This window comes from Vibrio sp. R15-SG3-ISO1B, from assembly GCF_059833835.1.
The window spans coordinates 109815-123013 of the sequence record NZ_JCBDGG010000031.1 but is presented as its reverse complement, the minus strand read 5'-3'; the positions used below and the strand labels follow the sequence as shown (position 1 = coordinate 123013).

General features: G+C 49.5%; 11 protein-coding genes. 3 read left to right on the top strand and 8 right to left on the bottom strand.

All coding sequences use genetic code 11. The features are described 5' to 3' along the window. Together AC6R0S_RS09505 and pta are read left to right on the top strand one after the other, a co-directional pair. The coding region (locus tag AC6R0S_RS09505) for an acetate kinase (protein ID WP_500637786.1) at nt 1-1092 on the top strand (1092 nt) is incomplete at its 5' end. A 157-nt stretch (nt 1093-1249) separates the two neighbouring features. Further along, complete coding sequence (gene pta / locus AC6R0S_RS09500; protein ID WP_487901124.1) at nt 1250-3394, top strand: phosphate acetyltransferase; 2145 nt, start codon at nt 1250-1252, stop codon at nt 3392-3394. Between the two features lie 62 nt (nt 3395-3456). On the opposite strand, the gene AC6R0S_RS09495 is transcribed toward pta, so the two are convergent. Continuing rightward, nucleotides 3457-4728 (bottom strand): MgtC/SapB family protein, encoded by a 1272-nt coding sequence (locus AC6R0S_RS09495; protein WP_500637785.1) that lies wholly within the window; start codon nt 4726-4728, stop codon nt 3457-3459. 101 nt (nt 4729-4829) lie between these two features. Next, entirely contained in the window at nt 4830-5780 is a 951-nt protein-coding gene (locus tag AC6R0S_RS09490; RefSeq protein WP_500637784.1) for a glutathione S-transferase family protein, read from the bottom strand. A 409-nt stretch (nt 5781-6189) separates the two neighbouring features. Between AC6R0S_RS09490 and AC6R0S_RS09485 the strand changes: the two genes are divergently transcribed. Continuing rightward, a complete protein-coding gene (locus AC6R0S_RS09485) occupies nt 6190-6975 on the top strand; it encodes a hypothetical protein (RefSeq protein ID WP_500637783.1) in 786 nt (261 codons plus the stop codon). 89 nt (nt 6976-7064) lie between these two features. On the opposite strand, the gene ptsG is transcribed toward AC6R0S_RS09485, so the two are convergent. The 6 genes from ptsG to pabC all read right to left on the bottom strand — a co-directional run bounded on the left by ptsG (nt 7065) and on the right by pabC (nt 13125). Continuing rightward, the gene (gene ptsG, locus AC6R0S_RS09480) at nt 7065-8495 is read right to left on the bottom strand and encodes a PTS glucose transporter subunit IIBC (RefSeq protein ID WP_500630298.1); all 1431 of its coding nucleotides are present in this window, start codon (nt 8493-8495) and stop codon (nt 7065-7067) included. A 444-nt stretch (nt 8496-8939) separates the two neighbouring features. Then, complete coding sequence (locus AC6R0S_RS09475; protein WP_500626110.1) at nt 8940-9707, bottom strand: TatD family hydrolase; 768 nt, start codon at nt 9705-9707, stop codon at nt 8940-8942. After that, nucleotides 9698-10660 carry a DNA polymerase III subunit delta' gene (gene holB / locus AC6R0S_RS09470; RefSeq protein ID WP_500632681.1) on the bottom strand — a complete coding sequence of 321 codons (963 nt, stop codon included), beginning with the start codon at nt 10658-10660 and terminating at the stop codon, nt 9698-9700. Before holB ends, AC6R0S_RS09475 begins: the two co-directional genes overlap by 10 nt. A 1-nt stretch (nt 10661) precedes the next feature. After that, on the bottom strand, nt 10662-11312 hold the full coding sequence (gene tmk, locus AC6R0S_RS09465; RefSeq protein ID WP_500632682.1) for a dTMP kinase: 651 nt from the start codon (nt 11310-11312) through the stop codon (nt 10662-10664). Next, the gene (gene mltG / locus AC6R0S_RS09460) at nt 11309-12325 is read right to left on the bottom strand and encodes an endolytic transglycosylase MltG (RefSeq protein WP_334552531.1); all 1017 of its coding nucleotides are present in this window, start codon (nt 12323-12325) and stop codon (nt 11309-11311) included. Before mltG ends, tmk begins: the two co-directional genes overlap by 4 nt. After that, nucleotides 12322-13125, bottom strand: a complete 804-nt coding sequence (gene pabC / locus AC6R0S_RS09455; RefSeq protein WP_500637782.1) for an aminodeoxychorismate lyase — start codon at nt 13123-13125, stop codon at nt 12322-12324. Before pabC ends, mltG begins: the two co-directional genes overlap by 4 nt. Between the last annotated feature and the right edge of the window lie 74 nt (nt 13126-13199).

The following is a 13199-nucleotide window of genomic DNA, read 5'->3' as shown; positions in this document are numbered from 1 at the left end:
CTTCATCTTCCAGAAGCGCGTATCAAATGGAAACTAGATGGCAAACACGAAGCACAACTTGGTGAAGGCGCTGCGCACGATGAAGCTCTTTCTTTCATCGTTGAAACTATTCTTGCTTCTAAGCCAGAACTTGCACAGCAACTGAAAGCGATCGGTCACCGTGTGGTACACGGCGGCGAGAAATTCACGCAATCTGCGCTTATCACTGACGACGTACTGAAAGGTATCGAAGACTGTGCAACGTTGGCGCCTCTTCACAACCCAGCAGCGATCATTGGTATTAAAGCGGCTCAAAAAGCGTTCCCTAGCCTACCAATGTCTGCGGTATTTGATACGGCTTTCCACCAGTCTATGCCTGAAGAAGCGTACCTATACGCACTGCCATACAACCTGTACAAAGAGCACGGTATCCGTCGCTACGGCATGCACGGCACATCACACCTATTCATCGCTCGCGAAGCAGCTGAGCGTCTAGGTAAACCGGCTGACGAGTTGAACATCATCAACTGTCACCTAGGTAACGGCGCATCTGTGTGTGCAATCAAGAACGGTAAATCAGTAGACACCTCCATGGGTCTGACACCGCTTGAAGGTTTGGTGATGGGTACACGCTGTGGTGATATCGACCCTGCAATCATCTTCCACCTACACGACGCACTAGGTTACTCTGTTGAGCAAATCAACACCATGCTAACCAAAGAGTCTGGCCTACAAGGTCTAACTGAAGTGACGTCTGACTGTCGTTTCGTTGAAGACAACTACGGTCAAAAAGAAGAAGCAACGCGTGCGATGGACGTATTCTGTCACCGCCTAGCGAAATACGTAGCGGGTTACACTGCGACACTGGAAGGCCGTCTAGACGCGATCGTCTTTACTGGCGGTATCGGTGAAAACTCTGGCCCAATCCGTGAGATGGTATTGAACCGTCTAGGCGTATTCGGTATCGAAGTAGATGGTGAAGCAAACCTGAAAGCACGTTTTGGCGGTGAAGGCACCATCACAACTGCAGACAGCCGCATCCCAGCAATGGTGATTTCGACCAACGAAGAGCTTGTCATTGCCGAAGACACTGCTCGCCTAGCAGGTCTTTAATCAGATTCACCGGCTAGCCAAGTGCTAGCCGGTTTTCTAACTGAAGTCGGTCAATTACAGCGAACTGTGATGACCAAGGGGCACAACTGGCATTCTCCCTCTCTATCGTTTATGTCACTGTGCTTAACTCCCCCTAATAGCTAAAGGTACTCTACGAATGTCTCGTACTATTATGCTTATCCCTACCAGTGCTGGCGTCGGTCTGACCAGCGTGAGTATGGGTGTTCTTCGCGCTATGGAGCGTAAAGGCGTTAAAGTTTCTTTCTACAAGCCAATCTGTCAACCTCGTAGCGGTGGCGATCAACCGGATCTCACCTCGACGATTGTGGGCCGTAACAGCGATGTGAAAATCGGCCAGCCAATGCCGATGTCTGTCGCGGAAAGCTTGATCGGTAACGACAACATGGACGAGTTGCTAGAAACCGTCGTTGAACGTTACAACCAGATCAACAAAGATGCAGACGTAACCCTGATCGAAGGTCTTGTGCCAACGCGTAAGCACCCATTTGCCAACCAAGTGAACGCGGAAATCGCGGCCACATTGGGCGCAGAAATCGTGCTTGTCGCCACACCGGGTACCGATAACCCTGCGCAACTGAAAGAGCGTATTGAAGTTGCGTGTTCAAACTTTGGTGGCACTAAGAACAAAAACATCTCTGGCGTGATCATCAACAAGCTCAACGCGCCGGTTGACGAAGCGGGTCGTACTCGCCCTGATCTGTCTGAGATCTTTGATGACGCAGACAGCGCGAAGCAAAGCGAGCTAAAAGTGATGGAGATCTTCAACACTTCTCCTATCCGTGTACTAGGTTGTGTGCCTTGGAGCATCGATCTCATCGCGACACGCGCTATCGACATGGCAGAGCACCTAAAAGCAGACATCATTAACGCTGGTGACATCAACACTCGCCGCATTAAGAGCATCACTTTCTGTGCGCGCTCTTTGCCAAACATGATCGAGCACTTTAAACCGGGTTCACTGCTTGTGACTTCAGCAGACCGTCCTGACGTTATCGTTGCCGCATCACTGGCGGCAATGAACGGCGTCGACATCGGTGCTATTTTGCTGACCGGCGGCTACGACATTCCTAAGGAAATCGCAGGTCTCTGTCAGCCAGCGTTTGACACTGGTCTACCTATCTTTAAAGCACAAGGTAACACGTGGCAAACATCATTGAACCTGCAAAGCTTCAGCATCGAAGTTCCCGCAGATGATAAAGAGCGTATCGAGTTCATCAATGAACACGTTGCTGGCCACATCGACGGTAACTGGATTGAGTCTATGACTGAAGGCACGCAAAAATCACGTCGCCTAAGTCCACCCGCGTTCCGTTACCAGCTGACTGAACTGGCGCGTAAAGCAGGCAAGCGTATCGTACTTCCAGAAGGCGACGAACCACGTACAGTGAAAGCCGCTGCCATCTGTGCAGAGCGCGGCATTGCTGAGTGTGTGTTGCTAGGTAACCCAGCTGAAATCCGCCGCGTTGCAGAGCAGCAAGGTGTTGAGCTTGGCGCTGGTGTGCAAATCATCGACTCAGACGCTATTCGTGAAAACTACGTTGCTCGTCTAGTTGAGCTTCGTGGTGCGAAAGGCATGACTGAAGTGGTTGCACGTGAGAAGCTGGAAGACTCCGTATTCCTTGGCACCATGATGCTAGAAAACAACGAAGTCGATGGCCTAGTTTCAGGTGCGGTTCACACTACGGCGAACACCATCGTTCCTCCGTTCCAAATCATTAAGACTGCGCCGAATGCGTCTATCGTTTCGTCTGTGTTCTTCATGCTACTGCCCGACCAAGTACTGGTTTACGGCGACTGTGCGATCAACCCAGATCCAACGGCGGAACAATTGGCGGAAATCGCGATTCAATCTGCAGACTCTGCTGCGGCCTTTGGTATTGATCCTCGCGTTGCGATGATCTCTTACTCTACCGGTGAGTCTGGTAAAGGTGCAGACGTCGATAAAGTGCGTGAAGCAACACGCATTGCTAAGGAAAAACGTCCTGATCTAGTGATTGACGGTCCGCTACAGTACGACGCGGCGATCATGGAGAATGTGGCAGCGTCTAAAGCTCCGAACTCGCCTGTTGCAGGTAAAGCGACGGTATTTGTCTTCCCAGACTTAAACACAGGTAACACGACGTATAAAGCGGTACAGCGTAGTGCTGACCTTGTTTCTATCGGTCCAATGCTGCAAGGTATGCGCAAGCCGGTGAACGACCTATCTCGTGGTGCCTTGGTTGATGACATCGTCTACACCATCGCGCTGACAGCGATTCAAGCAGACCAAGAGCAGAAGTAAACACGGCTCTTGCGAGACTCTTTTAAGCCCTCCGACTACTGGAGGGCTTTTTTATTTCCCTATTATTCCAAGCCATACATAACGGCGCCGAGCATAACGGCGGAGCTCATAACCGGCACCACTTTGTGCCATAGCACCCGGCCACCAATGATGGCCACCATTGACATTTTTACTAACGTATTCACCGCCGCCGCAATTAAGATCGCCAGCGATGCCACCTCTACGCTTAATATGGTCACGCTTTGTCTGCCCAGCGCGAGAGAAATTGCATCGACATCTGTCATGCCAGAGATCCCCGCCAGGATCAGCACACCCGACTCACCAAACCACTCAGTCAAGGCATGCGAAAGTAAAATGATCCCCGCGAGCACCAAACCAAACAGCAAGGCCGATTGCAACGCAAGTGGGTTACTTTGCTTGCTATTGGGTTCGACAGGCTCGATATGACAGCGGCGCCAAATCCACCATGCGGGCAGATAGAGTGCTGCCATCGTCACTAACGCTGGGTAAGCGATTTGCTCGACCAGTAAGGGGTTAATCACGCTTAGCACAATCAGTAAACGCGGAAACATGGTGCCACAACTGACTAATATGCCCGTAGCGAGTAAACCGCTCAAATGCGGCTGTTCCCGTGATAGATGAGAAAATTGCAATGTCAGCGCCGTCGATGAGCTCAATCCAGCAAATAGCGAAGTGAACAAGATACCCCGTTTGGTACCGCCAATTTTGATCGCAAAATAGCCCACAAAAGAGATGCTTGCGATCAACACCACCATCCACCAAATTTCATATGGATTGAGCGCATTCCAAGGCCCAAAGGTTTGATTTGGTAGCAATGGCAATAAGACGATGGAGATCATCAATAGCCGCAGTGCCGCGTCCAATTCGTACTCTTGTAGACGTTGCAGGGCTTGGTGCAGTTCGCGTTTGTTATCAAGCACCACTGCCGTAATCACCGCCGCTGACGCAGCCAAGACAGCGTACCCCGAGACCGTGAGCGCGCCGAGAACAAAGGTCATCAGCAAGCTGACCACACCGGTAATACTGATGCTGGTGCTGTTTTTTTGCTGCGCGACAAACGCCACACAAGCAAGAATCACCAAGGCGACAAAAGCAAAACCCAGCAGCAAAGGGGAATAGACTTTGGCTAAAATCGCGACCAGCGCGCCGAGTACCGCTACGAGAGAGAAGGTTCGGATCCCTGCAACGCGCGTGCCTTCCGCATTATTGCGCATCACCCAGCCACGCTGTGTCCCAACAATCGCCCCAAGCATCAACGCAATCAAAAGATGCCAAAAGAGCTGCTCATCGCTGACGAGATGTTGTAACTCCATACGCCCTCCCACTTGCTAACTGTCCAATGTTCAGTGTAGGAACTAACGCAGATAATTCTGTGATAGGGCATAAAAAACCCCGCTAAGTGCGGGGGATTAAGTTAAGCGCTGATGGCCTTTCGTCCGTGGGGAGAATCGAGGTCTAATTCTGGTCCTTTAGGTACCACTTGTGTGGGGTTGATCCCGGTGTGACTGAAATAGTAATGGCGCTTAATATGATAAAAATCTGTGGTCTCTTTGACCCCTTCCACTTGGTACAACTCTTTTAGATAACCGTGCAAGTTCGGGTAATCTTCAATACGCTGCTTATTGCATTTAAAGTGGCCCACATACACAGCATCAAAACGAATCAAGGTGGTAAACAAACGCCAATCGGCCTCCGTTACCTGACCGCCCGCTAGGTAGCGATGACTCGCGAGATGAGTATCAAGCTTATCCAACGCAGAGAACAGCTTATCGTATGCTTCTTCGTACGCTTCTTGCGTCGTCGCAAAACCGCAGCGGTAGACACCATTATTGACGTTGGGGTAGATAAAATCGTTCCACTCATCAATCACTTCGCGGAGATGGTCTGGATAGTAATCGAGAGTATTGCCCGTCAAGTCGTTGAACGCATGATTAAACATACGGATGATTTCTGACGACTCATTGCTGACAATGGTGTTGTGCTTTTTATCCCACAAGACAGGCACCGTAACGCGCCCTGTGTAGTCGGACTTAGCCTGAGTGTAGATTTGGTGCAATCGCGTATGACCAAACAGCGGCTCAGGCAGCCCCATTTGCCAGCCTTCACTCATCATATCTGGGCAGACCACAGTGACATCAATATGAGACTCCAGCCCTTTTAGGCGGCGAAAAATTAGAGTTCGGTGAGCCCAAGGACACGCGAGCGAGACATAAAGATGATAGCGCCCGGATTCCGGCGCAAAACGCGCGCCCTCTTCATCGACGACCCAATCACGAAACCCGGCGTCTTCGCGCACAAATTGACCGCCGTTTGATTTAGTGTCGTACCACACATCGTGCCACACGCCTTCAACTAGCTTGCCCATAATTCACCTTCGTTATTCTCGTTCACTGTAAAAACCTTGCTTTTACTATAGCGAGTTGATTCAAAATGGCAGTAAGGGAAATTAGACGAACTTGGTCAACATATTTGAATAACTGCCAACAAACTTACTCATAACCAGTAGAGATAAATGAAAGAAATCCTTTGTCTCATCTATTCCTAGCCTCTCCACTATGAGCGCTGAAACTTGATATACCTTCCAGTAAATCGCAACAATTTCCATACCTCTTGCTAACGTCACGGAGAACATCACATTTCAATCAAGACATACATCTTCGATTGTTATGTGTTTAATAACCCCCTCTCTATGTTTCTCATTTTTTGATCTCATTAGGATACGTCGTAAGCGCCCTCTCCCTTCGCTGGCGCACAACAACGAAAAAGGTATAACGATGAAAAACACCACGATTTGTGCAGTGGCTCTGGCCCTCGCTTCTAGCCCAATTTTTGCTGCGGACTCGGATGAGTTGCACGCGTTCGATCCACGAAATACCCAATCTCGCATTGGTACTATGGTCAACACAGACAGCGGTGAGTTAAAGCTGTTTGCCGGCTATGGCGCTGCCAACCTTTACGATGCGGGACCAGAAGGCAAAACTCAAACCGTGCTCTTTGGTGAATACTTTACGGATACAGATAACATGCGTGCACGCATGGCGCATTTTGACAGTCGTGTGGGCGGGGTTTATATCGACTTGTATGGCACTAAGCTGGCAGACTCCTACACCGCAGGCTACATGCTGCCTCTGGAAGCCGCCAACGGCACCACAAAGTTCTTCCCTTCAGTGAATTACACTTATGTGGATGTCGACCTCAATAAAGCGGCAGGCCGCATCGCCAAAAACAGTGGCGGTAGCGTTGATGAGATTCAATCTGTGCTGCACTCTTTGGGGGCGAAAGATGCCCACTTAGCATCGGTCAACCTTTATGCCTTGCAGCCTTGGAATGACACCCACTACACCGTCATTCAAGCGATGTCTGGACAAGCTGTCGACGGTATTGATGACCTCAACTTTGTCGATTTGATGTGGGTTCAAGGGATGCAAGCTTATGTGAATGGTCAGAACATTAATATCTTTGTGGAAGGCCGCTATCACAACATTGAGACCGAAGTCCTAGGCCCGAAAAAGCGCAGCGAAGATGCGAAAATTTCATTGGGGATCGATTGGCGTTTCTGAGTGTCAGCCGTGCACATTTAGTAACGCTAAGCCATAAAAAATGCCAGTCACTTGACTGGCATTTTTCTATCTATCGATGAGGGTAGGGATTATCCGTTGTTACGAATCCACTCATCCATATCTGTTTTAAGGTTGTCAGACTTAGTACCGAAGATAGCTTGAACACCACCTGCGACGACTACAACGCCTGCTGCACCCAATTTCTTAAGTTTGTCTTGGTCAACCACTTCTGTGTCAGCAACCGCAACACGTAGACGAGTGATACACGCGTCAAGACCTGTAATGTTTGCTTTACCGCCGAACGCTGCAACAAGCTCACCAGCCATGTCTGAACCAGACGCCGCCGCTTCAGCTTGAGTTTCGTCTTCACGACCAGGAGTTTTTAGGTCCATCGCTTTGATCACTGCACGGAATACTACGTAGTAGATTGCTGCGTAAACAAGACCAGTCGCGATCATGATACCCATCTTCTGAGCGTTGCCAGAAAGTACTAGGAAGTCGATCAAGCCGTGAGAGAATGATGTACCGTGTACGAAGCCGATAGTGTTAGCAACAACGTATGCAGAACCAGCAAGTAGAGCGTGGATTCCGTAAAGTAGTGGCGCAACGAATAGGAATGAGAATTCGATTGGCTCAGTAATACCTGTTAGGAATGAAGTCAACGCTGCTGACGCCATGATACCCATAACTTTAACGCGGTTCTCTGGCTTAGCAGAGTGTGCAATCGCGATAGCCGCTGCTGGTAGACCGAACATCTTGAACATGTAGCCACCTGCAAGCTGACCGAAGCCATTACCTGCTGCGCGAGACGCTTCATCTGCCACTAGGTAACATGTCAGTACGCCGTTTTGAGTTTCACCTGCTGCGTTCACACATTGACCTGCTTCGAAGAAGAAAGGTACGTTCCACACGTGGTGTAGACCGAATGGGATCAATGAACGCTCAACGATACCGTAGATACCGAATGCAAGTTGTGGGTTTTGCTCTGCAGCCCAGTGAGAGAACGCACCGATCGCTGAACCAATTGGTGGCCAGATGATAGACAGTACGATACCCAGTGCGATAGCTGCAAAACCAGTGATGATTGGCACAGCACGCTTACCAGCGAAGAAGCCAAGGTACTCAGGCAATTGAATGCGGAAGAAGCGGTTAAACGCCCACGCAGCCACACCACCGACTAGGATACCACCGAGAACACCCGTATCGATTTTCTCAACGCCCATCACGCCAGCCATAACGCTTAGTGTTGCCGTCATGATGCCGTAACCAACGATAGCAGCAAGGCCCGCTACGCCGTCGTTGTTAGTGAAGCCTAGAGCGACACCCACTGCAAATAGCAGTGCCATCTGGCCAAATACTGAACCACCCGCTTGTTCCATTAGGTTTGATACAATCTCTGGAATGAAACCAAGGTTGGCAGCACCAACACCAAGTAGGATACCTGCAACAGGCAATACTGATACTGGTAGCATCAGTGATTTACCTACTTTTTGCAGGTTAGCAAAAAGATTCTTAAACATGTTTATGCTCCTGAAAAGTTATAAGAATTATCGGGCACTAACGGCACACCCCCGCAGCCTTAAATGTTAGCACCCAAAGAAAATGTAACCACATATGACAGTATATTTTCTGCCTCTAAATATATCTTGATGGTGAACAAACTTTCTAGCGCGTTACGAAAATAAGTTTCAAACTACTAGATAGATCACAGTAACGAAGCGCCAAACAAGGCCCTTATACCAACTTATCCCCATGAAAAATATGAAGTTTTTATTGCACAACATTAATTTTATGGCGTAAATAAAATAGAATAGATTGTTATTTTATGTAACAAAATTACATTTGAACAAATTTTGTCTCGCATCTTCAACAGATTTGGTGAACACTGGTTTGATGAGTCAGATACGTGACGCTTGTAACAAAAAAAAAGGGCGAGCGCCCCTTTTTTATACCGCCATTAATTTCTATCTTAAAAAAAGTTTTTTGAAGTTCGTCGTTGTGGCTGCGGCCACCTCATGTAGGCCGCAAGACTTAAGCTTCGCAATGTATGCGGCGACTTCAACCACATAGGCAGGTTCATTCTGTTGGCCGCGATGAGGGACCGGGGCCAAATAGGGAGAATCGGTCTCAATCAACAAGCGATCAAGTGGCAACGCTTTGACCACGTCTTTCAACTCCGTTGCTTGTCGAAACGTCACGATACCAGAGATGGAAATGTAAAAGCCTAACTCCATCGCTTGCTTAGCAAAGGTAAGATCTTCCGTAAAACAGTGGATGACACCACCGCATTTCTCTGCCTGTCCTGCTCTTAAAATAGCCAGAGTATCTTCTCGTGCGTTGCGCGTATGAATGATCAGCGGCTTATTCACATTGACCGCGAGCTCGACCTGCTGCTCAAAGCGCAGTTTTTGCAGGTCAGCGGTTTCAGGCTGATAGTGATAATCCAGGCCCGTTTCACCAATCGCGACCACTTTCGGATGACGAGCATATTCATGTAGGCGATCAAGGGCAAAGTCACTTTCGACGTCCAATGGATGAACCCCACACGACGCGTGTACGTTGTCATAAGGCTCAATCATAGCCAACATATCGGGAAACGAATCAAGCGTTACCCCCACCGAAAGCAACTCGGTGACGTTAGCAGCGTTGGCTTTCTCTATGACATCAGCCACATCATTATGTCGCTCTTGGTAATCAAGCTTATCCAGATGACAGTGCGAATCTACGAACATAATTCCTCTTTTAATGAGAACAACCAACTCATGATCAGTAACTCTGCGTTGAGCCCTGGGTGGTCACTCAGTTGATTAATAAGTTTAGTCAGTGATTGTGTATGTTGGTAGAGCTGCGCGTAAGACACTGTCTCAGCTACACGCTGACAGCCAGGTGTCATCGCCTCATCCCTCACTGAAAAATGAATTTTTTGTGCATCAGTCAGCAAGGTCCATAACCAGGGTAGAGACTCATCGGGCGCTTTCGCCAATTCCTTAGCAAGCTTCACCCCATCGTCTTGGCTGACCAAAAACGCAAGCAAGGCGGACTCTAGCTGCTGATACTGAGATTCCCCCCCCTGTTCAATAAACGCCAACGTATCGAGCGGGGAGTTCGCATGAATATGGGCGGCAAAGGCTGGCACCGCCTTTTGTGTGTGATGTGACAACCACTCTGCGACGTCGGTGGCACTCGGCGTATTGAGATACCATTGCTGGCAGCGACTGGTGATGGTGGCAAGCAGATGATTCTGACGGTGCGTCACCAAAAGGAACAGACAGTTTTCCCCTGGCTCTTCCAAGGTTTTGAGCAAAGCGTTCGAGGCGGACGTGTTCATTGCCTCAGCCGGCTCAATCACAAACAGTCGATAGCCACCAAGTTGGGACGATTCTTGTGCTAACCGGTTGCACTGCCGCACCTGTTCAACCGTGATCGCTTTGCCCTCTTTTTCAGGCACCACTCGATGAAAATCGGGATGGCTTTGCGATTGCATCAACTGGCAACCATGACAAAACCCACACGGCTCAGAATGGTCGTGTTGGCACATCACTGCTCTTGAGAGTCTGTCCACCAACTGCTCTGCCCCCATGCCACTCTGTGCAATCAACATCGAGGCGTTGGCAAAACGTTGGTGTTCGAGGCTCGATTTCCACTCCGCCCAAAGCGGTGTTAACCAAGGGTACAGCTCATTCATACTAGGCGACGCCTTGCTCAGTCTGAGCCTCTAGCCAGCCTTTCAACGCCGCAGAGATATCGGCAGCCACTTGCTCTATAGATTGCTCAGCATTGATGATCAGAACCGTTGCATCATGGCGCGCGATCTCAAGATAGCGTGCGCGAGTACGATCGAAAAAACTCATGTCCATTTTTTCAATTCTGTCGAGTTCACCTCGACCACGCGCTCGTTCAAGGCCTACTCGTGGGTCAATGTCTAAGTACAAGGTCAAATCGGGCTTAAAGTCGCCTAGTGTCGTCTGTTTGAGTGTAGACATCGTCTCAGCGGTAATCTGTCGGCCGCCACCCTGATAGGCTTGCGAGGACATATCATGACGATCACCCACCACCCACTCACCTTTTGCCAAGGCCGGCTTGATGACATTTTCCACCAGTTGGACACGCGCGGCATACATCAACAGCAGCTCCGTCATGTCTTGCAGCGCTTCACCCTCATGCTCTTGCTTGACCAAGTCACGTAACTTTTCAGCCAACGTGGTGCCACCGGGTTCGCGAGTTTGTTGAATCGAAGTAATGCCCGCCGCTTGTAACGTGGTCAATACGGCTTGAATCGCAGTGCTTTTACCCGCGCCTTCTAATCCTTCGATAACAATAAATTTTGCTTGTATCATTGTTTACTTCTTAACTGTTTTAAATAGGCTCGGACCGCGCGGTTGTGCTCAGCCAATGTTTTTGAAAACACATGACCGCCGGTTCCACTGGCGACAAAGTAGTAGTAATCCCCATTCTCAGGGTTGGTCGCCGCTGCGATAGAGGCTTCACCCGGCATCGCGATCGGCGTAGGTGGCAGACCAAAAATGACATAGGTGTTGTAAGGCGTGGGCGTACGAAGGTCTTTCTTACGTATGTTGCCGTCGTAGCTGTCGCCCATACCATAAATAACCGTCGGATCGGTTTGCAAACGCATACCTTTGTTGAGGCGATTAACAAACACTGACGCGACTCGCTCTCGCTCTTCTTCCACTGAGGTCTCTTTTTCAATGATAGAAGCAAGAATGAGGGCTTCATACGACGATTTCAATGGTAAATCACGCTGACGTTCTGCCCAGTGATAATCGAGCACCTGAGTGAGCTTACGCGATGCTCGCTCAAGAATATCCAACTCTGACGCTCCGAAGGTATAGTGGTAGGTTTCGGCTAAGAACATGCCTTCTAACTTCTCCACATCGAGTTCTAGCGCTTGGGCAATCTCCGCTTCCGTCATCTCTGTCGTATCATGCGTCAGATGCGGCGCTTGAGACAGCGCTTCACGCCACTCTTTGAACGTCGACCCTTCAACAAAGGTGATCGAAAACTGGTGCTCTTTACCCGACTTAAAAAGCAGCAACGCTTGACGTAGCGTCAGGCCAGGTTCCAACAGATAGGTGCCCGCTTTTACTTGAGTAAGCTCGGGATAAAAGCGTCGAACCAGCGGCGTTAAATCGCTCGGTTCGATAAGGTCGCTCTGAGTAAGGTCACTTAACACTCGCTGAAAGCTGGTACCGGTTTTAAGGGTAAAAATGCGTTCTTGTGTCATCGATAGGGGTTGATTGACGTACTCATTCACTTGGTTAGTGATGTAGCGGTAACCCGCAAAAGCAATCAACAATATAGCAATCAATAAATAGGTGATTTTCTTAATCACGAGGAAAGGTTCTCCTGAAATCGTCGAGTTTGTGGTCCAATGGTGAACATTTTATGCGAAATAGCGCTGACCGGTGCGACACCTAACAAAGCGTTGCAGATGAAGACCTCGTCGGCCTGTTCAATATCGCAGAGCGTGAATTGCCCCACTTCAATGTGCAATCCCATTGTCAATGCGCATTGAAGCACGCGCTCTCTCATTGTCCCCGCGACCCCCGCAAGAGTAAGGTCGGGGGTAAATAACGTGTCTTCGCGACACCAAAACAGGTTCGCCATCGTAGTTTCTATCACGAAGCCATCAATGTCGAGTGCCAAGCCATCTGCATAGCCTTGCTCGTCTAACTCTTGTTTGAGCAACACTTGCTCAAGTCGGTTGTTGTGTTTGTGACCAGCAAGGAGTGGGTTGTGGCCTAAACGCCGCTCGCACACGCCAAGTGCTACGCCATTCTGTTGCCATTGTTCATAATGGGCGGGAAATGGAAAGTGACTAATAGTAACATTGGGTGTCGTGACGTGCGCAGGGCTATATCCGCGCCCACCTTCTCCTCGGCTGACATGCAGCTTGAGACCGGCTTTCGCTGCAGGCAGTGACGCCTTCTCTAGCCATTGGCGCACTTGCTGCCAATCTGGGAACTCAATACCCAGCAAACGCAAGCACGCTTCCATTCTCGACACATGGGCTGACCACCCCTCAATCTGACCATGGCGAGTCAGTATGGTCGTAAAGCAGCCATCACCATATTGAAACGATCGATCACTTAGCGCGATTGAGTCCGCTCTCTGTCCATTGACCCAAAACATCCGTCCACCTTAGAAAACAAAACGGCTTAATACCGAAGCATTAAGCCGTTTTAACACAAATCATCCGACTACAC